Annotated in this window: 21 protein-coding genes; 8 read left to right on the plus strand and 13 right to left on the minus strand. The window is 64.3% G+C overall.

What is annotated here, in order from left to right; all coding sequences use genetic code 11:
- Positions 1 to 3: 3 nt before the first annotated feature.
- The 3 genes from J1C48_RS10695 to odc2 form a co-directional block, all read right to left on the minus strand.
- A complete protein-coding gene (locus tag J1C48_RS10695) occupies positions 4 to 1431 on the minus strand; it encodes an oligosaccharide flippase family protein (RefSeq protein WP_207257835.1) in 1428 nt (475 codons plus the stop codon).
- A gap of 257 nt (positions 1432 to 1688) precedes the next feature.
- On the minus strand, positions 1689 to 2291 hold the full coding sequence (locus tag J1C48_RS10700) for a GNAT family N-acetyltransferase (RefSeq protein WP_207257836.1): 603 nt from the start codon (positions 2289 to 2291) through the stop codon (positions 1689 to 1691).
- A 197-nt stretch (positions 2292 to 2488) separates the two neighbouring features.
- Positions 2489 to 3622, minus strand: coding sequence for an ornithine/lysine decarboxylase (gene odc2, locus J1C48_RS10705; protein WP_207257837.1), 1134 nt, complete (start codon positions 3620 to 3622; stop codon positions 2489 to 2491).
- A gap of 519 nt (positions 3623 to 4141) precedes the next feature.
- Here odc2 and J1C48_RS10710 point away from each other — a divergent pair.
- The 4 genes from J1C48_RS10710 (at position 4142) to J1C48_RS10725 (ending at position 7801) form a co-directional block, all read left to right on the plus strand.
- The gene (locus J1C48_RS10710) at positions 4142 to 5107 is read left to right on the plus strand and encodes a LysR family transcriptional regulator (protein WP_207257838.1); all 966 of its coding nucleotides are present in this window, start codon (positions 4142 to 4144) and stop codon (positions 5105 to 5107) included.
- 170 nt (positions 5108 to 5277) lie between these two features.
- Entirely contained in the window at positions 5278 to 5790 is a 513-nt protein-coding gene (locus J1C48_RS10715) for a L,D-transpeptidase (protein WP_207257839.1), read from the plus strand.
- Between the two features lie 137 nt (positions 5791 to 5927).
- Positions 5928 to 6671 (plus strand): DUF1007 family protein, encoded by a 744-nt coding sequence (locus tag J1C48_RS10720; protein ID WP_207257840.1) that lies wholly within the window; start codon positions 5928 to 5930, stop codon positions 6669 to 6671.
- A gap of 47 nt (positions 6672 to 6718) precedes the next feature.
- Positions 6719 to 7801, plus strand: coding sequence for a nickel/cobalt transporter (locus tag J1C48_RS10725; protein ID WP_207257841.1), 1083 nt, complete (start codon positions 6719 to 6721; stop codon positions 7799 to 7801).
- A 12-nt stretch (positions 7802 to 7813) separates the two neighbouring features.
- Here J1C48_RS10725 and J1C48_RS10730 read toward each other — a convergent pair whose 3' ends face one another.
- Entirely contained in the window at positions 7814 to 8572 is a 759-nt protein-coding gene (locus J1C48_RS10730) for a gamma-glutamyl-gamma-aminobutyrate hydrolase family protein (protein WP_207257842.1), read from the minus strand.
- Between the two features lie 274 nt (positions 8573 to 8846).
- On the opposite strand from J1C48_RS10730, the gene J1C48_RS10735 reads away from it, so the two are divergent.
- On the plus strand, positions 8847 to 9950 hold the full coding sequence (locus J1C48_RS10735) for a TRAP transporter substrate-binding protein (RefSeq protein WP_207257843.1): 1104 nt from the start codon (positions 8847 to 8849) through the stop codon (positions 9948 to 9950).
- 103 nt (positions 9951 to 10053) lie between these two features.
- Here the strand turns inward: J1C48_RS10735 and J1C48_RS10740 are convergent, their stop codons facing one another.
- The 7 genes from J1C48_RS10740 to J1C48_RS10770 form a co-directional block, all read right to left on the minus strand.
- Positions 10054 to 11019 (minus strand): lipase family protein, encoded by a 966-nt coding sequence (locus J1C48_RS10740; RefSeq protein ID WP_207257844.1) that lies wholly within the window; start codon positions 11017 to 11019, stop codon positions 10054 to 10056.
- 133 nt (positions 11020 to 11152) lie between these two features.
- Positions 11153 to 11701 (minus strand): hypothetical protein, encoded by a 549-nt coding sequence (locus tag J1C48_RS10745; protein WP_207257845.1) that lies wholly within the window; start codon positions 11699 to 11701, stop codon positions 11153 to 11155.
- Positions 11702 to 11817: 116 nt separating this feature from the next.
- The gene (locus J1C48_RS10750; RefSeq protein WP_207257846.1) at positions 11818 to 12810 is read right to left on the minus strand and encodes an ABC transporter ATP-binding protein; all 993 of its coding nucleotides are present in this window, start codon (positions 12808 to 12810) and stop codon (positions 11818 to 11820) included.
- Positions 12807 to 14750 carry a dipeptide/oligopeptide/nickel ABC transporter permease/ATP-binding protein gene (locus J1C48_RS10755; protein ID WP_207257847.1) on the minus strand — a complete coding sequence of 648 codons (1944 nt, stop codon included), beginning with the start codon at positions 14748 to 14750 and terminating at the stop codon, positions 12807 to 12809. The genes J1C48_RS10750 and J1C48_RS10755 overlap by 4 nt, the downstream gene beginning before the upstream one ends.
- On the minus strand, positions 14747 to 15691 hold the full coding sequence (locus J1C48_RS10760) for an ABC transporter permease (RefSeq protein ID WP_207257848.1): 945 nt from the start codon (positions 15689 to 15691) through the stop codon (positions 14747 to 14749). The genes J1C48_RS10755 and J1C48_RS10760 overlap by 4 nt, the downstream gene beginning before the upstream one ends.
- Before the next feature lie 88 nt (positions 15692 to 15779).
- Entirely contained in the window at positions 15780 to 17336 is a 1557-nt protein-coding gene (locus tag J1C48_RS10765; protein WP_207257849.1) for an ABC transporter substrate-binding protein, read from the minus strand.
- 161 nt (positions 17337 to 17497) lie between these two features.
- Positions 17498 to 19324, minus strand: coding sequence for a M3 family oligoendopeptidase (locus tag J1C48_RS10770; protein ID WP_207257850.1), 1827 nt, complete (start codon positions 19322 to 19324; stop codon positions 17498 to 17500).
- Positions 19325 to 19561: 237 nt separating this feature from the next.
- On the opposite strand from J1C48_RS10770, the gene J1C48_RS10775 reads away from it, so the two are divergent.
- Together J1C48_RS10775 and J1C48_RS10780 are read left to right on the plus strand one after the other, a co-directional pair.
- Positions 19562 to 21070, plus strand: coding sequence for a sigma-54-dependent transcriptional regulator (locus tag J1C48_RS10775; protein ID WP_207257851.1), 1509 nt, complete (start codon positions 19562 to 19564; stop codon positions 21068 to 21070).
- A gap of 153 nt (positions 21071 to 21223) precedes the next feature.
- Positions 21224 to 22183, plus strand: coding sequence for a Gfo/Idh/MocA family protein (locus J1C48_RS10780; protein ID WP_207257852.1), 960 nt, complete (start codon positions 21224 to 21226; stop codon positions 22181 to 22183).
- Between the two features lie 153 nt (positions 22184 to 22336).
- On the opposite strand, the gene mnmA is transcribed toward J1C48_RS10780, so the two are convergent.
- The gene (gene mnmA, locus J1C48_RS10785) at positions 22337 to 23515 is read right to left on the minus strand and encodes a tRNA 2-thiouridine(34) synthase MnmA (RefSeq protein ID WP_207257853.1); all 1179 of its coding nucleotides are present in this window, start codon (positions 23513 to 23515) and stop codon (positions 22337 to 22339) included.
- Between the two features lie 311 nt (positions 23516 to 23826).
- Here mnmA and sciP point away from each other — a divergent pair, with 311 nt between their 5' ends.
- On the plus strand, positions 23827 to 24117 hold the full coding sequence (sciP, locus tag J1C48_RS10790) for a CtrA inhibitor SciP (RefSeq protein ID WP_207257854.1): 291 nt from the start codon (positions 23827 to 23829) through the stop codon (positions 24115 to 24117).
- Between the two features lie 346 nt (positions 24118 to 24463).
- Here sciP and J1C48_RS10795 read toward each other — a convergent pair whose 3' ends face one another.
- Positions 24464 to 24871 (minus strand): response regulator, encoded by a 408-nt coding sequence (locus J1C48_RS10795; RefSeq protein ID WP_207257961.1) that lies wholly within the window; start codon positions 24869 to 24871, stop codon positions 24464 to 24466.
- Positions 24872 to 24939: the final 68 nt, after the last annotated feature.

Raw genomic sequence — 24939 nt, forward strand, 5'->3', positions numbered from 1 at the left:
CGGCTAAAGGGGGATTGCGGGAGAGGTGGGCAACGGGCCGCCCTCGGTCGATGCGGTGGCCGCCTTCGACAGGTGAGGGGGCTTCGTCCGGCTCTTGAGGGCGTTGCGCAGGGCGAGACCGATCAGGCTCAGCCAGATGGTGCCGAGCACGATCTGGCCGATCACGGCGCCGATCGGTCCGACCAGCGGAATCAGGGTGAACGCGGCGGCGTGAAAGCCGATGGTGCCGGCGATCACCGCGCGCAGAACGTCGTCTTGCCGGCCCATGGCCAGCAGCGAGATCCGTCCCACAGAGCCCGACATGAGCAGCACCACCGCCACCATTTGGGCGACGGCGAGAGGGGCGGCGGCAAGAAACTCCGATCCGGCGGTGTTCACGATCAGCGGCTTGATCAGCAGCGTCACGCCGGCCAGCATGGTCAGGGAGAGAACCACGAGCATGATCTCGATTTCGAGGATCACCCGCTTGAACTCGCCGATGCCGCCTTTGCCCCACAGCCGGGCCACATCCGGGAACAGCACCGCCTGGACTTGGCCGCCGAGCTTCTGGCCGAGCTGGCCGATGCGCTTGGCGACGTGATAAACGCCGGCGGCGGCGGGATCGGCCAACGCGCCGACGATCAGCGTATCGAGCTGCTGGGAGCTGACCCAGAGCGTCAGCGAGGCATTGGCCGACCAGGCAAAGCGCCAAATGCCAGGGAAGCGCCGGGTGAGGCCGGCGAGCGGGGCGGAGAGAATGCCGGTCACTCCCTGCCGGCGCAACACGATGAAGGCGAGGACGATGGTGGTGATCGAGCCAAGGACTTGCGTGCCGCCCCAGACCAGCGCGAAATAGCCGAGACCGCCGCCGAAATGCAGCCCTGCGGCGCAGAGCGAGGCGCGGACGCTCAGCGTCACCAATTGGCCGTAGGCAAGAAGCCGGAAATTGCCGGCAAGCCGTTGCACCGCTGTCGGCATGCCGCTGAGTTGAAACAACAGGACGCCCGCATAGAGCATGAACAGATGGTGGGTCTCCTGCGACCAGCCGAAGAGCGATGCGAGCAGGACGCCCGCCGCCATGGCGATGAGGAAGCCGCAGACGGCGCCAGCAAGGTCCAGCAGCATTCCGAATTTCAACAGGACGCGCAGGTTTTCCCGATGGGCGGCACCCTCGAGATTGGCGCCGAACCGGATGATCGGCTGCCAGGATTGGAAGCTGACCAGCCGCTCGATCAGCTGGACGCTGGCATAGATCAGCGCCAACTGGCCGTAGCCGTAAGGGCCGAGCGCCCGCGCGGTGACGGCGAAGGCAGCAAGCGCCAGCAACGACGCGAGGACATTGCCCGTGAACAGATGCGCCACATTGGTCAGCCGTTCGCGATGATCGACGACGCGGGCGGCGAGTTTGCGCAGTGTCGAGGCGATGTCGAGCTTCGAAGACAGCTGGGGCACGAACGATCCATTCCGGTGGCCTCGCGATCGATCGTCACGAGTCAGCACCGGAAGTAGATGGGAAATTGTCGCCGCGCACGAGACGGCTATTCGGCCTCGTCAGCCCGCGTTTCTTAGCCAAGGGGGTAGGTATCGCGTGCCTCTGCATGGCGGCAATCCGCCATCTGGCCGATCGGTCTTGCCCCCTTTGGGGAGTGGCGCCGTACGCTTTATAAGACGCGCGGCGCGCTCGAAACGGGGTGCCGGACGCTCGAGTTTCAGGCGGCCTTTGCGACGACCGGAGGGGACGCGACGGTGTCGAGAGCAAAGCGTCCGGTGGCGGTGATCAGCCCGGCGACGGCGTCGAGGGCGAGGGCGGAGAGTTCCAGCGCGAGCAGGCGGTGGGGCTCGAACGGGCCGGGCATAGCCAGCGCGCCGGTCTGGGCGGCGGAAAAGCCGAAGCGGACATAATAATCCGGATCGCCGACCAGCACGATGGCGCCGTGGCCGAGGCGGGCGGCCTCGGCGATCGCATGGCGCATCATCAAGCCGCCGAGGCCGGTGCCCTGGCGATCCGGCGCGATGGCGAGGGGGCCGAGAAGCAGGGCCTCGACAGACCCGCCGTTCCGCGTGCCGGCGGCGATGTTCCACAGCCGCACGGTGCCGACGAGCGTGCCGTCGGGTGCGAGGGCCGAGAAGGCGAGGCCCTCCGCCGGCAGGCGGCCGGTGCGGATCGCCTCGGACGACTTGCGCGTGCGCCCCGGGCCCATGGCGGCGTCGAGCAGCGCTTCGCGTGCGGCGACGTGGCTGGGCGTCTCCGCGACGATTGCAGCGAAAGGCACGGCGGCGCTGAAGGTGGCTTTAGAAGCGAAAGCGGTCATGAAAACCTCCCCAAAAGGCAAAGCAGGAGGTTGAAGAGATGCGGGCCGAAGACGAGGCCTGGCGCGCGGGCGAAATTGCCCGGCGCCGACCCCTTGCGATGCTCGATCGCGTCAGGGGCTGTCGCGCCGGGTCAGGCGGGCGTTCGTCGCCCGCCTGGTCGTCGTCGATATCGTCGAAGCAGCAGCATCGGCACGGCTCAGATCACATAGGCCCGAAGCGGCTCGAAGCCGTTGAAGGCCACCGAGGCATAGGTCGTGGTGTAGGCGCCGGTTCCATCGATCAACAGCTCGTCGCCGACGCTGAGCGAGATCGGCAGCGGGTAGGGGGTCTTCTCGTACATCACGTCGGCCGAGTCGCAGGTCGGGCCGGCGAGAACGCAGGGCTCGGTCTCCTCGCCGTCGCGGTCGCTGAGGATCGGATAGCGGATCGCCTCGTCCATCGTCTCGGCCAGACCGCCGAATTTGCCGATGTCGAGGAACACCCAGCGGTTCTCGTCCGCCTTCGACTTCTTCGACACCAAGACAACCTCGGTCTTGATCACGCCGGCATCGCCGACCATGCCGCGGCCGGGCTCGATGATCGTCTCCGGCAGCTGGTTACCGAAATGCTTGGTCAGGCTCTGGAAGATCGCCTGGCCATAGGCCGACGCCGCCGGCACGTCTTTCAGATAGCGGGTCGGGAAGCCGCCGCCCATATTGACGAGGGTCAGTACGATGCCCTTCTCGGCCAGCGCGTCGAAGACGAATTTGGCGTCGGCGATCGCTGAATCCCAGGCTTCGGTGTTGGTCTGCTGGGAGCCGACATGAAAGGAGACGCCGGTCGCCTTCAGGCCGAGACGCTGTGCGTCGGTGAGGACGTCGATGGCCATCGCCGGGACGCAACCGAACTTTCGCGACAGTGGCCACTCGGCGCCCTCGCCATTGGTCAGGACGCGGCAGAAGACCCGGGCACCGGGGGCGGCGCGGGCGATCTTCTCGACCTCTTCGGCACTATCGACGGCAAACAGCGAGACGCCGAGTTCGTGCGCCCGGGCAACATCTCGCTCCTTCTTGATGGTGTTGCCGTAGGAGATGCGGTTCGGCGTGACGCCGGCATCGAGCGCCATCTCGATCTCGGCAACCGAGGCGCAGTCGAAATTCGAGCCGAGCGTGGCCAGAAGTTTGAGGATTTCCGGGGCTGGATTGGCCTTCACCGCATAAAAGATCGCGGAGTCCGGCAACGCGCGGCGGAAAGCGCGAAAATTGTCTTCGACGACGTCGAGATCGACGACGAGGCACGGGCCGTCGGGACGGCGGGTGGCGAGGAAATCGCGGATGCGCTGAGTGACCATGGGGGCCTCCGTGGGACCAAAAGGGTCGACAGGGAGCGTACGCGGAGCCGCCCCGATGGATATCACCACACGGGAACGTTTCCAACGCGACGCGACTTGATCGAAAGCCCGCGCGAAAAACGCGAGATTCCGGTTTCGTCTGCCATGGTTTGGTGGGCTTGGACCCGCCGCACTTCAGGCAAGGAAGGTGTGCCTCTTCAGTATTCCCGGCTTTGGAGACCGGGAGAGACTAGAAAGGCCCGAACCGTCGTTGCTTCAAGGCGTCCTCGAAATCGCGCGGCTCGCGAAATCGACTGGGTGTGTTACGTCCAGGTACCTTCCCGGCTACCCTCGCATCTGAGGACCGGGGGACGCCCACAGGCACGTGCGACATGGGGCAGGTGGCGATGTATGCCGAGTTGATGTCACACGCAAGAGCCGAATGATGCGGGCGGTTGATTTTTGCCGCGCAGCATTGAAGGAAGGAGCATCGCCGCGTCATTGCGGCAACAATGCGCAAGCTTGGAGCATGCTCGGGCCATGGATACGCTGACGCGGATGCGAGCTTTTCTCGCGGTGATCGAAAACGGCGGATTTTCCGCGGCGGCCCGCAAGACCGGGCGCTCGAAAGCGCTGTTGTCGAAATATGTGCGCGAACTGGAAGACGAACTCGGCGTGCTGCTGATCAATCGGACGACTCGCCAGATCGCGCTGACGGCAGCCGGCGAGGTTTATGTGCGCCGGGCGGCAACGATTCTCGCCGATCTCGAAAGTTTGAACGAGGAGGCGCGCGAGGCGACGGGCGAAGCTAAGGGCCGCATTCGCGTTTCGGCGGCCCGCACCTTCGGCGACGCCCAGCTCGGTCTTAGCCTTGTCGATTTCGCCAAGACCCATCCGGACATCAGCCTCGACATCCATCTCGACGACAATTTCGTCAATCTGGTCGAGGAGGGTTTCGACGTCGCGATCCGGATGACCCGGCTGAATGATTCGGCGCTGATCGCCCGCCGGCTGGCCTCGCTCGACTTTGCCATCGTCGCAAGCCCCGAGCTGGTCAAGCGGCTGGGGCGGCCGAGCCATCCGACCGATATCATGAACTTCCCGGCGGTGATCGATTCGAACTCGCGGATGTTCTCGCACTGGATGTTCAAGGATCCCAAGAGCGACGAGCAGATTGCCGTCGCCGTCTCCGGCCAGTTCACCGCCAACAGCCCGGTGACGGTGCGCGCTGCCGCAATCGCCGGGCTCGGCTTTGCGCTCAGCCCGTCCTTCGTGGTGCGCGACGATCTGGAGAGTGGACGACTGGTGCGGGTGCTCGACGAATATATGTCGAGCGAAGCCGGCATTTACGCCGTCTTCCCGCATCGCCGCCACCTGCCGACACGGGTGCGCGTCTTCGTCGACTTTCTTGCCGAGTGGTTCAAGAAGTGCAACCGCCACGGCGCCGGTGAACGGCCTCGCCCGCCATCGGTCGTGAACGCCGCCGCGTCGCAGCAGAACGCCTGAGGCGGGTTTGGCGGGACGGCGACGCGCTGGCCTTATTCGCGCGCGCCCAGCTTCACCGCGTCATCATCGTCGTCCCCGAAGCCGGGAGGCGGCGGCCGCGAGAATCAAGGCGCCGCTGGCTCACCGAGGTTTTAACGGCGTGTTCACGCGTGGCGTGTCAGGTTTGCGGCATGCGCCACGCTCTTTCCGCAATCCTTGCGATCGGTCTTTTTGCCAGTTTGCTTGCCGCCCCTTCCTTCGCCAAGGATGGGCCGCGGGAGGCGACGATTGACGTCGATGCCGATCCGGGAACGATCGTCATCAAGACCGCGATGCGCAAGCTCTATCTTCTCACCGGCAATGGTCAGGCGCTGGAATACGACATTGCCGTCGGGCGGCCGAGCGAGCAGTGGTTCGGGCGCAGCTGGGTGTCGCGCAAGCGGCCGCATCCGACCTGGGTGCCGACGCCCGATATGCGCGAAAAACATCCCGATCTGCCGGATTCCGTCGGACCGGGGCCGAAGAATCCGCTGGGCGAACGGGCGATGAATCTCGGCTGGACATCCTACCGGATCCACGGCACGAATTCCCCGCATTCGATCGGCCGCGCCGCGTCATCGGGCTGTTTTCGGATGCGCAATGCCGACGTCAAAGATCTCTACGACCGCGTCCATGTCGGCGCCGAGGTGATCGTCGAGCGCTGACGCGCTGTGAGCTTCGGCCGATCTGGCAGTCATCGCCAATGCAAGTGAACTGGTGGGGCTGCGCCACGTGTTGCTGCGCCTTAAGCTTTCGCTCCAGCCAGAAAACCTTGCGCCAAGCCGGCCTGTCGATGCGTCGGATGCTGGTCTTCAGACCTCACTTCGGCCATGGTTTTTTCGTCTTGCCGCAATGGCAAGAAGAGGGGGCGCCAGTGGTCAAACGCCTGTTGGGGATATCGATCGTCTTGGGAGCCGTCTCGGCGGCAGGTGCAGCCAAGGCCCATCCGCATGTCTTCGTCGAGCCGCATGTCGAGATCGTCGGCAATGGCCAGGGAATGTTCACGGCGTTGCGCAACGTCTGGCGGATGGACGAGCTGTTCTCCTCCTCGGTGGTGGTCGATTTCGACAAGAACGCCAATGGTGTGCTCGATCCCGACGAACTCGACGCGGTCGGCGAGACCGTGCGCAAATCGATCGCCGAGTGGAATTTCTACAGCTTCGCCGAGGTCGATGGGAAGGCCATCGCTTTGACGCCGCCGGACACGCTGCACACGCTGTTCGAGGACGGTCAGCTGATCTTCTTTTTCGAGATGCCGGTGACCCGGCCGGTCGATCTGACCCGTCAGACGGTGAAGGTTTCCAATTTCGACGAGAGCTTTTTCGTGGCCTTCGATTTCAAAGGTGCCGACGATTTTCAGCTGGTCGACATGCCGGCGGGCTGCAGGAAGGCGATCCACGTGCCGGATGAAGATCAGGCTGCCAAAGCCTGGATGGAGAAGATCGCCGGCCTTGGCGTCGACGAACAGGTGCCGCAGGATCAGGCGAACGCCTTTGCCGATATCCTGGCGACCCGGTTGGAGGTCTCATGTTCGCGTCCGAGCTGAGCAGACGGCGTGCCGACACTGGGCAGGGCCGCAGGATCGCCGGCCTGATGGCCGGGGGCCTTTTGCTTGCAGCGGCGATCGGCGCCAGTGTCGATCCGGCCATTGCCAAGTCGTCGATCGGCATCGGCACGGCGGATGTCGCCACCGCGCCGAGCGGCGGGTTTCTGGGCGGGCTGTTCGTCGAAATCGGCATACGTCAGCGCGCGTTTTTTACGGCGCTCCGCCAGGCCTTGATCGGGCTGAAGCGGGGCGAGGGCGCGCTGACTTTCCTGATTGGCCTGTCATTTCTCTATGGCATCTTCCACGCCGCCGGGCCCGGCCACGGCAAGGCGGTGATCGCGTCCTACATGCTGGCGAGCCGGGCCGAACTGAAACGCGGCGTGGCGCTGGCCTTCGCATCGTCACTGGTGCAGGCGATGACGGCGCTTCTCGTCGTCGGGGCCGGCTGGTATCTTCTGCGCGGCACGGCGCTGTCGATGACCGACGCGACCGACTGGCTGGAAATCGTCTCCTATCTTTTGGTGACGGGGTTTGGGCTGCTGCTGCTGTTCAAGGTCGGCTGGAAGCTGCAGCGCCACTATCGGCCGGTCGCAAAACTCCGGTCAAGCTTGTCGCGGGGGCCCGTGCGGCGGACCGGCGCCGGTGGCGCCGTGAGAGCGCTGGCCTTTGCGGCGCCTGGCGAGCTGCGGGCGAATGCGATGCCGGCGGCCGAGGCGCTGGCGCCCGGCGACGTCTGCGGGTCAGGCGGGGCGGAGGTCTGTGATTGCGGCCACTCGCATATCGCTCAGCCGGACACGCTGCACGGCAAAATGACCTTGAAAAGCGCGATTACGGCCGTTTTCGCCGTTGGGCTCCGGCCTTGCGCCGGCGCCGTTGTCGTCTTGACCTTCGCATTGCTCAACGAGCTCTATCTCGGCGGTCTCGTCTCGGTCTTCGCCATGGCGCTCGGCACCGCGATCACCGTTTCAGCGTTGGCGACGCTCGCAGTTGTCGGGCGCGGCGCGATCGAGCGCGCCGGTCGTCATGCCCAGCGCGCCGTTCTCGTCGGCTATCTGATCGAATTGACCGGCGCGAGCGTGATGACCCTGCTTGGCATCGGCCTGCTCGGCGGCGCGCTGGCGGCGCTCTGAGCCTTGTGGGCATCAGCCGCGAGACTGGCGATAGCGCCGGCAGGCGTCGCCGAAGGCCCTGAAGATCGCCGCCGAGGGGGCGTCGCTCTCGGCCCAATATTCCGGATGCCACTGCAGGCCGAGCGCGAAGCTTTGCGCGCCTTTGACCGAGACGGCCTCGATGGTGCCGTCCGGCGCGCGTGCCTCAACGGCAAGGCCATTGCCGAGCCGGTCGATCGCCTGACGGTGCAGCGAATTGACGCGGATCGAGGATTGGCCGACGATCGCGGCGAGCGGGCCATCACCGCTGAGCGCGACCTCGTGGCGGGTGGCGTAGCGCTCGCGCTGGTCGTCATGGGTGATGGCACGGTGGTCCATGCGTCCCGCGATCTCCTGGATCTCCGTCGCGAGTGTTCCGCCGAAGGCGACATTCAGCTCTTGGTGGCCGCGGCAGATGCAGATCAGCGGAATGCCGCGCGCGACGCTCGCCTGGATCAGCCGCTGCGTGAGCGCGTCGCGGGCCGTGTCATAGGGCTCGAAGGTGGGGTCCGGCTCGCTGCCATAGAGCGCCGGGTGCACGTTCGAAGCCGAGCCGGTGGTCAGCACGCCGTCGACCCGGTCGAGGATCAGGTCAATGTCGATTTCCTCGGCGATCGCCGGCACGATGATCGGCGTTGCTGCGGCGACGCGGGTCAGCGCGTTCAGATAGGTGTCTGGGCTGGCGTGCCAGCGATAGCGCTCGAAGTCACGGACGTCGGCGGGGACGGCGACGAGGATCGGGGCGTGCGGCATGGTCGGCCTTTTCGCGCTGCAGTCAACGCCCGATAGAGCGCCGTGGTTCGAAACGTCGATTGTCTGCCAATGCTTTAGCCGCTGTCCCTCGGCCCCGGAAGAGGGGTCTGACGCCCCGGTGCCTTCTCACCCGTTCGTAGGCTTTCCTTCGCGGGATCGCGAGGCTAAACATTTCGAACGCGGCGGAGCGGATCGCTGCCGCACGCGGTCTTGCTCCTGTTCTCGGACGAAAGTTCTTGGACGCAAGGCCCGTCATCTTTGGGAGGAGTTTATTTTGGATCGTCGTACATTCATCACCAAGGCCGGTATCGGCGCCGGCGCGGCTGCCGCCTCGACGCTCGCGGCCCCGGCCATCGCCCAGGAAAACAAGAAGATTACCTGGCGCCTCACCTCGTCCTTCCCGAAGTCGCTCGACACCATCTATGGCGGCGGCGAAACCATCGCGAAATATGTTCGCGAGGCGAGCGACGGGAATTTCGAGATCCAGGTCTTCGCGGCCGGCGAGATCGTTCCTGGCCTGCAGGCGGCGGACGCCGTTTCCTCGGGCACCGTCGAGATGTGCCACACGGTGCCCTACTACTATGTCGGCAAGGATCCGACCTATGCCATGGGCGCGGCGATCCCGTTCGGCCTCAACGCCCGCCAGACCAACGCCTGGCATTACTACGGCGGCGGCGTCGACCTGATGAACGAGTTCTACGCCACCCAGGGCTTCGTCGGCTTTCCGGCGGGCAACACCGGCGCCCAGATGGGCGGCTGGTTCCGCAAGGAGCTGAAGACCCTCGACGACATGAAGGGCTTGAAGATGCGCATCGCCGGCATCGCCGGGCAGATCATGTCGAAGCTCGGCGTCGTGCCGCAGCAGATCGCCGGCGGCGATATCTATCCGTCGCTGGAAAAGGGCGTGATCGACGGCGCCGAGTGGGTTGGCCCCTATGACGACGAGAAGCTCGGCTTCGTCAAGGTCGCGCCCTATTACTACTATCCCGGCTGGTGGGAAGGCGGCCCGACCGTCGCCGTCTTCATCAACAAAGACAAGTTCGAGGCTCTGCCGAAGTCCTATCAGTCGCTGCTGAAGACCGCCGCGCAGGCGGCGAACTGCGACATGCTGGCGTCCTACGACTACAAGAACCCGCAGGCGATCAAGCGTCTGGTCAAGGATGGCGCCAAGCTGCGCGCCTTCAGCCAGGAGATCATGCAGGCCTCCTACGACGCGGCTTTGGGCGTCTATGGCGATATTTCGGCGAAGAATGCGAGCTTCAAGAAGATCTACGACAATCAGCTCGCCTTCAAACGCGACGCCTATCTTTGGGCGCAGCTGCCGGAATATACCTTCGACACCTTCATGATGATCCAGCAGCGCAACGGCACGCTGTAAGGGTGTCTGCTCCTGTGTAACGACGGTGAGGAAGCTTGGTGCTTCCTCACCGTTTTCGTATAGTCAGATCTCTTCGCCTCGTGTCTGGCGGCCGGGTCTATGCTCAGGCCGCGGGTGTATAGGTGATAGGCAGGATCTTCTCGGCTTCGGACGCGTTGGTGTCGTCCTGACGGTCTGCAACGATCGTTCCGAAGAGGATCGAAAATGGCAACGGCGGCGCGCCGAGCAGACTGAGATAGGTGTTCGGCAGATGCTGGTGCAGGTTTTCCATGACATAAGCGATCAGGGTGCAACTGGGCTGGTCGGGCCGCACCGTTCCCTGCAATGGCACAGGCAGGCCGACCGCCGTGTAGTCGTAATCCCCGGTCATCAACCGCAGGGCTGTCGCCAGTAAGAACGCGTCGACGATCGTCCCGCCCTTCGGCGACGGTTCGTAAAATCCGCGAGTTTCGAGAACCCGGTCCCATCCATAGGACACGGTGTCGAGGGTATTGTAGACACGGCGCACTCTGCCATCGAGACGGGTTCCAGGTCCGAAGAGATTCGCGAAAGCCGCGTTGCCGGGTGTCATGCCCGCGAAGCTGGTTGCTGAGATTAATCGCGTCGGGTCGGCCTGGGCCAAAGCCAGCGCAAGGACAGGCGTCAAAGTGCCGCCAAGACTGTGGCCGGTCACGACGACGGCGGTCGAGGCCGGTAAAGCGGCGACGAAGTCTTCCAGGGATACGCCGTCGTCATCGACAAGCGCGATCAGTCGCTTCAGCCCTTCGGCCGTGCCGTGGCCGATCTTTGCGTCTCCGACATTTGGCCAGGAGACCATATCGCCGAACGGGCTATCCTCAGACGTATCTGACCAATAGGCCGGCGACAACGGATTTGGATAGGTGCCGCGAATGGCGATCACGACTACGTCTGTGTCGTGGTCGCGAGCCGCAAAGGCGAAATTGGGTGGCGCGGCGTCGCTAGCGCTTGGCATCCATTGCAGCGACCAAGCACCACCGAGCGCCGCGGCTTCGGCAAGATAACTGGGAATGCGCCCCGGATTCCCGTATGCTATGCCGGCCAGCGTCATCAGGACTGGGTCGCTTGGTATTTCCGCATATCCACTCATTAAGCCACCGTGAGTGCTGGCCGGGTTAAGATCGCGGTTGTATCGTCAGACTTTGGATGCGGCGATCCGGGCAATCTCAGCTGGCTTTCTTCCATCAGATCATCGTCCCGCCACTGAAGGTCGGGACTGGATAGACGGTGGCATCAACGAAGTACCGGAACTGCTTGTCGTATCGCCGATAGTAGACGAGCCTTTGGGTTGGCGTCGCGATCAACATGTTCGGCCGTACGCCATCAACCTGCACCGTACCCCGCCAACCGGTGCCGCTTTGCGGAATCTCTAAATCTTGACCTTGTTGGCTTGGTCCAAACGGCAGGCACTGCACGCCATAAATCAGCGTTTGTCCCGCGTAGATCGACTGGTTCAGAAACCCACGTTCCGCTGAAGCGAAAAAGTCTGGGTAAACATTCGCCTCGCCTTTTGCGTCGATGTATTGAGCGTTGAGCGAAGACTGTCCCTTTCCTTGGGTAAAATCCGTCGTCTCTTGGAAGACGATGTTGAAGCTGCCAGAGGTGATGCCCAGTGCCAGCGAGATCTCGACCCAATAGCCCTGGATCAGAAAAGGGTTGCTGGCGTCCGGCGGTAAAATTCCTTGCGGGACGAGATTTTCTGCAACGATTTCAAAGGCGGACAGCAGAGCCATGGCGAAATCCTCCATATCGTCACATGAGTTCTTTGCCACTAATAATACCTTAAGATTGTAATACTGTCAAAAAGAATCTTGAGTTGAAAAACTGATACAAGTTTCCAGGTCCTGACTCAGCTGTGGGCAGCTAACGGAATGGGGTTGAAACACGCCACATGGTGCTGGCTGTCGCCGGACCTGGCTTCGAGCCCTGGCATGGCCTCGCCGCATATCTCCTCGGCGCGCGAACAGCGAGGGGCGAAAGCGCAGCCGGGCGGCGGATTGTAGGGATCGGGAAGTTCGCCGCTGCCGCCGGACTTCGGCGCTCGCTGGCGGCCCGGAATCTGCGCGGAATCGATCAGCAGCCGGGTGTAGGGGTGGCGCGGCGCCGCAAAGATGGCCCGGGCCGGGGCGGTTTCGACGAGGGCGCCGAAATACATCACCGCGACGCGGGTCGAGACGCTTTCGACCACCGCCAGATCGTGGCTGATGAAGACATAGGTCAGGCCGCGCTCGCGTTTCAGCCGTTCGAGGAGGTTCAGCACCTGCGCCTGCACCGAGACGTCGAGGGCCGAGACCGGCTCGTCGAGAACGACGACGTCCGGATCGGCCGCCAGCGCCCGTGCGATGCCGATCCGCTGGGCCTGGCCGCCGGAAAATTCGTGCGGATAGCGTTCGAGGAATTCCGGTCGCAGATTGACGTCCTCGATGAGTTGGTCGAGGCGGCGCGCACGCTCGGCTTTGCCAAGGCCAAGGAGATGGCGCATCGGCGCTTCGAGGATGGCGCGGATGGTGTGGCGCGGATTGAGCGAGGACACCGGATCCTGAAAGACATATTGGACTTTGGCCGCAACCGCACGCCGTCCGGCGGCGGCGAGGTCCTCGCCATCGAGGCGGATCGTACCGGCGCTCGGCCGGTCGAGCCCAACGAGCAGCCGGGCAAGGGTCGACTTGCCGCAGCCGGATTCACCGACGATGCCGAGGGTCTCGCCCTTCTGCAGATCGAGCGAGAGGGCGCCGACGGCGGTCAGCTGCGGCTTCTTTACGCCGAACAGCGTGCGGCCGCCGCCGAAGCGGCGTGACAGATCGCGGACCTCAAGAAGCCGAGCGTCGCTGACGGCGGTCATGCCAGTGTCTCTCCTGGTTCGAGCGGATGAAGGCAGCGCGCTTGAAGGCCATTGCGCTTTTCGTCGAGCACAATCTCACCGGTGCTGCAATCCGGCTCGACGCGCGGGCAGCGCGCGGCAAACGAGCAGCCGGCCGGCAGCTGGTTGACCGCCGGTGGGCGGCCGCGCACGGCATCGAGCCGGCGCTCGGGCTCGCCCATCACCGGCACGCAATCGATCAGCATGCGCGTATAGGGATGGGCGGGATCGGCGAGCACGGCTGTGGTCGGTCCGGTCTCGACGATCTTGCCGGCATACATCACCGCCACCCGATCGGCGATTTCGGAGACGACGCCGAAATCATGGGTGATGAACAGCACCGCCAGCTTTCTGTCATGCCGCAGCGTATCGAGCAGGCGCAGGATGTCGGCCTGGACCGTCACGTCGAGCGCCGTCGTCGGCTCGTCGGCGATGATCAGCTCGGGGTCGTTGGCGAGCGCCATGGCGATCGAGACGCGCTGGCGCAGGCCGCCGGACAATTCGTGGGGCAGGGCCCTCATGCGCTCGGCGGGGTTCGGAATGCGGACGAGCGTCAGCAACTCCTCGGCCTTGCCCTCTGCCTCGCTGCGCGACAATGGTTGATGGGCGCGGATCGCTTCGACGATTTGATCGCCGACACAGAACAGCGGATGGAGCGTTGCCAGCGGATCCTGGAAGACATGGGCGATCGCACTGCCCCGCAAGGTGCGGATACGCTCGTTCTTGGCCGTCGCCAGATCTTCGCCCCGAAAGCCGATCGTCCCGCCGGTGACGATGCCCGGCGGCGAGGGCACGAGGCCCATCAGGCTCATTGCCGTCACCGATTTGCCGGAGCCGGATTCGCCGACGAGGCCGAGGCATTGTCCGGGCGCGATGGTGAGGTCGACGCCGCCGCAGGCGTGATAGATCTCGGGCCCCATCCGAAAATCGGTGCGCAGGCCCTTCACGTCGAGCGTCGCGGCCGCGTCGAGCGGGGCGGTTGGGCGATCGAGCGGTTCGGCGATCGCCGTGCGGAAGGAGGGGCGGGCGAGCGCGCCGGAGCGCAGCCTTGGATCGAGGGCGTCGCGGATGCCGTCGCCGATCAGATTGATGCTGATCACGATCAGGAAGATCATCAGGCCGGGGACGAGCGAGATGGTCGGCGCGGTGAACATGACCTTGCGCCCGTCCCCGAGCATCGAGCCGAGATCGGCTTGGGGCGGCTGGGCGCCGAGGCCGAGGAAGGAGAGCCCGGCGGTTTCGAGGATCATCCAGCCGACGGTGGTCGACAGGGTGATGACGATGGTCGGTAGGACGTTCGGCAGGATCTCGGACCACAGAATCCGCAGCGGACCCTTGCCCGAAAGCCGCGCCGCGTCGATGAATTCCCGCCGGGCAAGGCCGACGGTGATGCCGCGGATATTGCGGGCGAAGAAGGGCACGTTGACGATGGCGATCGCGTAGAGCGCGTTGATCAGCCCCGGGCCGAGGATCGCCACGATGGCAAGCGCGAGCAGGATATAGGGAAAGGCCATCAAAAGATCGATCAGACGCATGAGGATCTGGTCGCTCCGCCCGCCGGCATAGCCGGCGACGAGGCCGATGGCTGAACCGACGACCGCGGCGATCAGCGAGGCGGAGACGCCGACGGCGAGTGAGACGCGGGTGCCCCAGATGAGGCGCGAGAGAATGTCCCGGCCGAGCGCGTCGGTGCCGAGGAGATGGGCGGGCGCAAAGAGCGGCGCGAGTCGATGGGCGGGATCGGTGGCGTTCGGATCGGCGAGCGGCAGGATCGGCGCGGCCAATGCGGCGCCGACGACCAGGCCGAGGACCACCAGGCCGGCGGCCGCCAGGCGATTGTTGAGGAGCAGGGCGAGCGTCGAGGGGCGCTCGCGGCGCGGCTGGCTTTCGGCCGTGACGGCGGCGGCGGCGGCGCTCGTCATTTCAGCCTCGGATCGAGCAGGGTCTGACAGATATCGGCGAGGAGGTTGAAGAGGACGTAGGCGGCGGCAACGACCAGCACGCCACCCTGGACCAGAAGGATATCGCGCTGGGAGATGGCGTTGACCAGCATGGCGCCGATGCCCGGCCACTGGAAGACCGTCTCGACATAGACGGCACCGCCGAGAACGAAGCCGGCCTGAATGCCGATGACCGGGATGATCGAGACCAGCGCCGCCTTGAAGGCATGGCGATAGACGACGCGGCGCTCGGTCAGACCCTTGGCCCTGGCGGTGCGGATATAATCCTGACGCAGAACTTCCAGCATCGCGGTGCGGGTCAGCCGGGCGATTACACCGGTTGCGACGAGGGCGAGGGTGACGGCCGGCAGGACGAGGTGGTGGAGGATGTCGAGCGGGCCGCCACCGCCATAGATCGCGACCATGCCGCTCGCCGGAAACAGCCGGATTTTGACCGCGAAGAACAGGATCAGCAGCAATCCCAGCCAGAAGGACGGCATCGAGATCCCGATCAGGACGATCAGGGTGATCACCTTGTCGGCCAACCCAAACTGCCGCACCGCCGAGACGATGCCGGCGAGGAGGCCGAAGACGGTGGCGAGCAGCAGCGACGCGCCGGCGAGAAGCAGAGTGGCGGAGAACCGCTCCAGAACGATGTCGATGACCGGCCGGTTGAGGGCGTAGGAGCGGCCGAAATCGCCGTGAAGGACGCCGGTGATCCAAGCGAGATATTGTTGCGGCAGGCTCTGATCGAGGCCCAGCGAAGCGTTGAGCCGAGCAACGTTTTCCGGTGTCGCGTAAGAGCCGAGGATCGCCGTTGCCGGATCGCCGGGGATCAAGGCGATCATCAGGAAGACGATGATCGACAGGCCGAACAGCACCGGGATCGCGGTCAAGAGCCGCTTGGCAACGGTCGCGGTCATCGTTGCATCCGTTGTGGGAGGGCCGGCCTCCGGATCAGGCGGCGCGGCCTGCGTTGCCAGAGAAGCGGTGCCGGGACGAGCACCACCCTCACTCCTTGGTCACGTCCTTGAGGTTCAAGAGGAAGGACGGCTCAAGCTCGAAGCCCTTGACCGCCGCCGTTGAGACAGCGTTCTGCTTCCAGTTGGCGATGAACGCCCAGGGCGCATCATCATGAACAATTTTTTGAACTTTTTCATAGAGTTCGCCGCGTTTATTGCGGTCGGTAACGCGGCGCGCCTCATCGAGCAGCTTGTCGACGTCCGGGTTGGAATAATAGCCGGAATTAAAGCCGCCTTTGTCCGGGGCGGCATCGGTGCGCAGCGCCAGGAAGGGGAGCGTGTCGGGGTCGTTGGTCATCCAGGCCATTTCGGCCATGTCAGCCTTGCCTTTGAGACCCGGATTGACGTTGGCGAGATAGGTGTTCCACTCGTAGGTCTGGATCCGGGCGTTGAGGCCGACCTTCTTCAGATCGGCCTGGATAGCCGTGGCCATCGCCACCGGATCGAGCATGCCCGAGCCGCCCTCGGCAACGTAGAAGGTCAGCGTCTTGCCTTCGGCGCCAGCGGCACGGATCAGCTCCTTGGCCTTTTCCGGATCGTAGGGATAGGGCTTCACCGAGCCGTCATTGGCCCAGGCGAAGGCGCGTGGGATCGGGCCGGCGGCAATCGTTGCGGTGCCCTGGAGAACGTTGTCGACCAGCGCCTTCTTGTCGATGGCGTAGTTCACCGCCTGGCGGACGCGCTTGTCGGAGAACGGACCCTCTTTGGTGTTAAGGATCAGGAACCAGAGATGCGGGCCGGCGGCCTCGTAGACCTTAAAGCTGGAATTCTGCTTGAATTGGGACAGGCTGTCCGGCGGCACCTCGACCATCAGATCGATGCCGCCCGAGAGCATCTCGGCGACACGGGTGTTGGCATCGGTGATCGGCCGAAAGACCACCGCTTCGAGCTGCGGCGGGCCGCCCCAATAGTCGGGATTGCGGGTGACGACGACCTTGGTGTTCGGATCCCATTCGGCGAATTTAAACGCGCCGGTGCCGACCGGGTGCCGGCCGAAATCCTTGCCGTATTGCTTGACCGCCGCCGGCGAGACGATCAGCCCGGTCGGATAGGCGAGATTGGAAAGGAAGGGCGCAAACGGTTCCTTTAGCTTGAAGACGACGGTGTTGTCGTCTTTCGCGGTGACCGTGTCCACCTGCGAGAAGAAGAAGGCGAGCGGGAACGGACCGGTGTCGTAATAGGGATTGGTCTTGTCGAGCATCCGGTCGAAGGTGAACTTGACCGCCTCGGCGTTGAACGGCGTGCCGTCCTGAAACTTCACGCCCTCGCGCAGGTGGAAGGTGTAGGTCGTGCCGTCGTCGGAGATGTCCCAGCTCTTGGCGAGATCCGGCTCGACCTCAAGCGTGCCCTTTTTGAAACGGACCAGCCCGTCATAGAGATTGACCAGGATGCGGAAGTCGTTGGTCGCGGTGACGGCCTGCGGATCGAGGGATTTCGGCTCTGCGATCTGACCGACGATCAGGGCGTTTGGCGGGGTCTGGGCGGTGGCGGGACCGACCATCACCAACGCGCAGAGTGCAAAGGCGGCGGCCAAGAGTTTTCGCATGAGGGCTCCTTTCCGTTGCGGTTGCAGGAAAACTAGGGGACGCTGAGGGATGGCAAGCAAATGTCCCGATTTCGCGGCAGGCGCGCGCGAAAACCAAAGAAGAGGCCGCCGGGCAGGCGACCTCTTCGGCAATTTCAGCATTCTTGCCGATGCGGTGGGGCTCAGTCCATCGCTTCCAATTCGTCGATGAAGCGGGAGATCATCGCCAGCCCCTTCGACCAGAAGGCCGGGTCGGAGGCATCGAGGCCGAACGGTGCCAGAAGCTGCGAATGGTGTTTGGTGCCGCCAGCCTTCAACATGGCGAAATACTTCTCCTGAAAACCCGCCTCCGAAGTGCGATAGACGGCGTAGAGCGAGTTCACCAGGCAGTCGCCGAAGGCATAGGCATAGACGTAGAAGGGCGTGTGGATGAAGTGCGGCACATAGGTCCAGTAGGTCTCGTAGCCGTCGCCGAGACGGATTGCCGGACCAAGACTCTTGCCCTGCACCTCAAGCCAAATCTCGCCAATCCGCTCGGCCGTCAATTCACCTGCGCGCCGCTCGGTGTGGAGCCGGCGCTCGAACTGGTAGAAGGCGATCTGCCGGACCACCGTGTTGATCATGTCCTCGACCTTGGAGGCGAGCAGCGTCTTGCGTTCGGCGTCGGTCTTGGCCTGATCGAGCAGCGAGCGGAAGGTCAGCATCTCGCCGAACACCGACGCGGTCTCGGCCAGCGTCAGCGGCGTCGGCGCCATCAGCGCGCCCTGCCGTCCGGCGAGCACCTGATGCACGCCATGGCCGAGCTCGTGGGCGAGGGTCATGACGTCGCGCGGTTTGCCCATGTAGTTGAGCAGCACGTAAGGGTGGGCGCTCGGAACCGTCGGATGGGCGAAGGCGCCCGGCGCCTTGCCCGGACGGATCGCCGCGTCGATCCAGGAATTGTCGAAGAAGCGCTCGGCGATTTCGGCCATTTCCGGCGCAAAGCCCGAATAGGCCGACAACACCGTCGAGCGGGCCTCGTCCCAGGGGATGTCGCGGCGCTTGGCGTCCGGCAGCGGCGCGTTGCGGTCCCAATATTCGAGTTGATCGACGCCGAGCCACTTCGCCTTCATGGCATAATAGCGGTGGGAGATGCGCGGATAGGCTTCGGCGACGGCCTCGGTCAGGGCGTCGACCACCTCACGCTCCACCCGGTTGGCGAGATGGCGCGAATCCGCGACGTCGGAAAAGCCGCGCCAGCGATCGGAAATCTCCTTGTCCTTGGCCAGCGTGTTGGTGATCAGGGTGAAGACCCTGAGATTGGCGCTGAAGACATTGGCGAGCGCGTTGGCGGCCTTGCGGCGCTTTTCCGGTTCGGGATCCTGCAGCATGTTGAGCGCGGCTTCGAGCGCCATGTCCTCACCGTCGACGGTGAAACGCAGTGAGGTCAGCGTCTCGTCGAACAGCCGGTTCCAGGCGCCGGCGCCGGTCACCGACTTGTCGTGGAACAGCTCCTCGACGCGGTCCTCGAGCTGGTAGGGCTTGTCCTTGCGCAGATCGACCAGCCAGGGGCGGTAATGGGCGAGCGCCGGATCGCGGTCCATCGCCGCGTCGATCACCGCGTCGTCGATGCGGTTGAGTTCGAGCGTGAAGAACAGAAGCTTCGAGGCGATGTCGGTGACATCGGACTGGATGTCGCCATAGAACTTCGCCCGCGTCGGATCGGAGGTGTCGCCGGAATAGACGAGACCGGCATAGGAGATGATCCGGCCGAGCAGCTCTTCGAGGCTTTCATAGGCCGTGATCGCCTCGGCGAGCTGGCCTTGCCCGGCGCTCGCCTCGTCCGCGAGCCTGCCGCGCCACCGGTCCTGAAAGCTCGTGGCGTCGGCGCGGGCTTTATCGAGATCGCGCGACAGCTCCGGGCTGTCCATCGCCGGATAGAGGTCGGCGAGGTTCCACTCGGGAAGCCCGTTGGCTTCCGCCGCAGACGCTTCGACCGCAGAGCGGGTCGGCGTAATCGTCGTCTTCATCGTCGTTGAATCTCTCGTCGTTCATTCGGATCGGTCGATCCTGGCAATACCGATTCCGTTCGGCAGGGCCAAGTCCGGCCATTGCGTCGTCCGGGTGTTGATATCGTCGCTGCGGCTCGTCGATTCAAATTTGAAGGGAGTTTTCGAGCATTCGTTGCCCGTGCTTGTTCAGTCGAATTTTAAGCGTCCGTGCCAAAGTGGGTCATTCTCGCATCAAGACGAGAGCGGAGGCGAAGAATGACCGAGATCGTCCTGATCGTCGACGACGATCCCATTCAGCGGCGCCTGATCGACGCGCAGGTGACGCGGATGGGGTTCACTCCGCTTTTGTGCGACGGCGGCCAGGCTGCGCTCGCAGCACTTGGCGGTGATGCCGGCGGCCGGATCGCGGCGGTCGTGCTCGATCTGATGATGCCGGACACCTCCGGGCTCGCCGTGATGGCCGAGATGCGGCGTCGCGGCCTTGACGTGCCGATCGTCGTCCAGACGGCCAAGGGCTCGATCGACACCGTGGTCGCGGCGATGCGGGCCGGGGCCTTCGATTTTGTCGTCAAACCGGTGTCGCCGGAAAAATTTCGCGCAACGCTCGCCAATGCCGTGCGCATGCGGACGGTGGCGCGGCCGCAGCGCGCCGGCGCGACGCTGACCGCCGAGCGCGCCTCGGCGACGATGCGACCGGTGCTGAAAACGGCGGCAAAAGCGGCGGCTTCGACCATCCCGATCCTGATCGAAGGTGAGACGGGGGTCGGCAAGGAGTGGCTCGCCCAGGCGATCCGTGCTGCCAGTGACCGGGCGGCCAAGCCATTCGTCGCGGTCAATTGCGGGGCGCTGCCTTCGGAACTCGTCGAGAGCATTTTGTTCGGCCACGCCAAGGGCGCCTTTACGAGCGCCAGCGAAACCCATTCGGGCAAATTTGTTGAAGCCGACGGCGGCACCTTGTTTCTCGACGAGATCAGCGATCTCGCTCCGACCGCTCAGGTCAAGCTGCTGCGGGTTCTCCAGGACGGCGAGATCGATCCCGTTGGCGCCAAGACGGCGGTGAGGGTCGACATTCGCCTGATCTCGGCGACCAACCGGAAGCTATCGGCAGCCGTCGCGGCAGGAAGGTTTCGCGCCGACCTTTATTACCGGCTGAATGCCGTCGAAATCGCGATACCGCCGCTGCGCGCGCGCCGCGATGAGATCCGGTGCCTTATCGATCAGATCTTGCCTCGGCTGACGAGCCTGGAAAAGCACGCGCGGGTGACCGGTATCGACCGGGCGGCGATCGCGTTGCTCGAAGCCTATGATTGGCCCGGCAATATCCGCCAGCTCGAAAATACCCTGCACCGGGCGGTGGTTCTCGCCGAGGGGCCGGTGTTGACCGTTGCCGATTTTCCGCAAGTCTGCGCGCTGATCGCGGCGCAGGCCGGAGCCGCCGAGCCGCCGAGTTTGCCGGTGAGAGATAAGGACGCAGAGGAGGTGTCGATGATCGGACGGCCGATCGATCAGGCCCTGAAAAACGGCGAGTTGATCATCCGTGAGGCGGTAACGCCGGGGCGTCCTGCACGCGGGACCGACGGGGGCTTTCCGCTGCGCGGCGAAGATGGCGAGATCCGCCGCATGGTCGATATCGAGGCGGATCTCATCCGCATGGCTTTTGTTCAGTATGACGGCCGGATGACCGAGATCGCCCGGCGGCTGGGGATCGGCCGCTCGACGCTTTACCGGAAGATGCGGGAATACGGCATCGAAGAGCGACCTTGAGGGGCGGGCCGGGGCCCGCTGCGGCGGGCAAGGCTTGCCCTTCTCGCTCGCGGGGTCTACAGGGCTGCGTTTGACGGGGGCCGGCGCGAAGCGAAGTCTCCCGAGGAGACGCTTCAGCCGACTTGCTTGATCGAACAGACGAAAGGCTGAAGCATGCATCCAAGGATTGCCGTGGTCGGCTGCGGTCAGTGGGGACAGAACCACGTGCGCACCCTGGCAGAGATCGGCGCACTCGCCGCCGTGGCAGATCGCAGTTTCGAGCGGGCGGACCTTTTCGCTGAGCGGCACGGCGTCAAGGCGATGGACACCGACGAGGCCATCGCATCCCCGGACATCGACGCGCTGGTCCTGGCGCTGCCTGCGAGCATGCACGGGCCGACAGCGCGGGCCGCCTTTGCCGCCGGCAAGGACGTTCTGATCGAAAAGCCGATCGCCCTCGACATCGCCGATGCCGAGCTGACGGCCGCCGTCGCCAAGAAAACCGAGCGGCTGCTGATGGTCGGCCATGTCCTGCGTTTTCACCCGGTGTTTCAAAAGCTCTGCACGACGGTGGCCGAGGGCCGCATCGGCACCGTCCGGCATATCATCGCCAACCGCATGGGGCTCGGCCGCTTCCTCGGCATGGACGTCGTCTGGGATCTGGCGCCGCACGATCTGTCGATGATCCTGAAGCTCGCCAACGCCATGCCGCGGCAGATCGAGGCCACGCGCCGCACGGTCCTGTCGGACGCCACCGACATCGCCGATATCAGCCTGGAATTTCCCGGTGGTCTCCAGGCCGAAGTGCATGTCTCGCGGGTCTCCCCCTATCGCGACCGGCGCTTTTCGGTGATCGGCACGACCGGCATGCTGGTTTTCGACGATTTGGCGCCTGAGGGCGAGAAGCTGGCGCTCTACGGCCATAAGGTCTGGCGCGACGGCCCAAACTTTTCCTTTGAGAACGCGCCGGTGACCTATCTGCCGGTCTGTCCCGGCCTGCCACTCGATCGTGAGCTGCGCCATTTCATCGACTGCGTCGCCCATCGCCGTCCGCCGGAAACCGGCGCTGCGGAAGCGGTCGAGACCGTGCGCATCCTGAACGCGGCCTCGCCGCTCGGACCGGCCGTTGCGTAAGATCGTCCATCGCCGAGGCGTGCGGCGGCACGATCGCCTGGCGCGCCGTGCGTCCGAAAGGACGCACAAAGGACGCACTATCGATCTGATTCTATGCATCGAGCGTTTTGAAAATCTATTTTGATTTTCGGACCGATGCTGGAGACGTAACGGTCAGACCGTCGCGGCGGCGGGCTCGCGGTCCGCACGACGGGCATTCGGCAGGCTCTCAGCGATAACACCGCCGCCGAGCACCTCGGCGCCGGCCTCGACGCCGTCATAGAAGACACAGGCCTGACCGGGCGCGACGCCATCTTCGCCGAGCACCAGCTCGACCTCGACCGATCCGTCGTCGGTGGCCAGGATTCGCGCCGGGGCAGGCGGACGGGTCGAGCGCACCTTGACGAACAAGGCGGTGTCATCGCCGACATGGGCTTCAGGCCGACTGGCGCCGAGCCAGTTCAGATCCCGCAGCCGGATCCGCCGGGTCAAAAGCGCCTCGCGGGGGCCGACTGTGACCGTCGCGCTGGCTGCATCCAGGGCGACGACGTAAAGCGGCTCGCCGGCTGCAACGCCAAGGCCGCGGCGCTGGCCGATGGTGAAATTGACGATGCCATCATGTCGACCGAGCCGGCGGCCGTCGAGATGGACGATGTCGCCGGGCTCGCCCGCCTCCGGCCGCAGCTTGCGAATGACGTCGAAATAGCGGCCCTTGGAGACGAAGCAGATGTCCTGGCTGTCGGGCTTCGCCGCGACGGAAAGGCCAAAGCGCGCGGCGATCTGGCGGGTCTCGTCCTTGGTCATGGTGCCAAGCGGGAAACGCAGGAAATCGAGCTGCTCCTGGGTGGTGCCATAGAGGAAGTAGCTTTGATCGCGATCCAGATCGGCCGGGCGATACATCGCTCTGTGGGCGCCGCGCTGGCGGGTCTCGATGTAGTGGCCGGTCGCAAGCGCGTCGGCGCCGAGGTCCTCGGCGGTCGCCAAAAGGTCGCGGAACTTGACCGTCTGATTGCAGGCGACGCACGGGATCGGGGTTTCGCCGGCGAGATAGCTGTCGGCAAAGGGATCGATGACGGCCTTCTTGAAGCGCTCCTCATAATCGAGGACATAATGGTGGATGCCGAGGGTCTCGGCCACCCGGCGCGCATCGTGGATATCCTGTCCGGCGCAGCAGGCGCCGGCGCGGCGCGGCCCGGCGCCGCCGTCATAGAGCTGCAGGGTAATGCCGACGACGTCGTAGCCCGCCTCGGCGAGCAAAGCCGCCGTCACCGACGAGTCGACGCCGCCCGACATGGCGACGACGACGCGCGTCTCCGTCGCCGGCTTGGCAATATCGAGACTGTTCAATGACATGGTTCAGCTTTCGCGGCGCAGGTTTCGATCCCGTTCCCCGTATAGACGAGGCGGGGCCGGGAAGAAAACAGCGAATGGGAGAGCGACTCGGTGCGGCAAGCGCATGGCCGGGTGCCAAAAGACCGGATCCTGATGGCGCAATTTTGACGACCGGCGCGCTGTTTTGGCGAAACGCGGGGGATTTATCGTCTGATATGGCGAATTTTCAGCAACTTCTTATCGAAAGCTTACGCGTGGCTTGACGGATTTTTTAGAAGCAGGGGCTTAAGGTCGGGACGATTGGGTCTTTGGGTAAGTGTATCGAGAGTGCAATGACCGATCAGGTTAGACCACGAGTGAAATACGTCATCGGGCCGGATGGAAGCCCGCTGACGCTGGCGGATCTGCCGCCGATCAATACGCGGCGATGGGTGATCCGGCGCAAGGCGGAAGTCGTGGCGGCTGTGCGAGGCGGTTTGCTCAGCCTCGATGAGGCCTGTTCACGCTACACCTTGACTGTCGAGGAGTTCCTGTCTTGGCAGATCTCCATCGACCAGCATGGGTTGGCCGGGCTGCGCACGACGCAACTGCAGGAGTATCGCCGCAAGGCGGATCTGCACTGACAACGATTCAGCCGGCGCTGTCGGCTGAATGACGCGGGTCGTCACGAACGACATCGCCGGGTTGGCGCGCCATCGGACACCATCGTCCGATGGCGCGCCAACCCGGCGATGTCGTTTTCGTTTTTGACCGAGCGGCCGGAAAATCTGAATCGATTTTGGGAAGCGTGACGGGCCGCTTCAATGCGTTGGAGCGTCCTTTATGCGTCCTGTCGGGCGCACGGCGTTCTCTGGCATGCAACGCCGGCTGAGAAGGCGGCAAGGTGATGTAAAATCCATTAAGATCAATGTTTTGATCGGATTTTCTCGCGTATCGCGTCAGGCCGCCAGGCGCCGTGTCAAATTGGCTTCAGGCGCAGTGGCGCTGCAGATCCGTGGCCGGCTCGGCGGCGACGTCCTTCAGCAAATGGCCGACATAACGGCGGATCTCTGCCAGGCTGAACGGCTTGTCGAGGACGCCGACGATGATCGCGGCAAGATCGTCGGCCGCTTCTTTTTGCTCGGCATAGCCCGTCATCAGCTGGATGCGCAGGCCGGGCCAGCGTTTGGCTGCGGCATGGGCAAGTTCGATACCGGTCATCGCCGGCATCCGGATGTCGGACAGAAGCAGGTCGAAATTGCCATCGTGCTCTTCGAGCATCTCCAGCGCCAGCTCACCGTCTTCGACGGCCGTGACGTCGTGGCCCTCCAGGCGAAGTGCGCGCTCCAACAGCAGACGAACCCCGGCGTCGTCCTCGGCGATCAGCAGTTTGGCCACGAGAAACTCCCTCATCCGAGATGAGTCGATTGAATAACAACACTCCCGGATTACGCTTGCCTGAGGCT

Source organism: Jiella flava (assembly GCF_017349315.1).
Lineage (GTDB): Bacteria > Pseudomonadota > Alphaproteobacteria > Rhizobiales > Rhizobiaceae > Jiella > Jiella flava.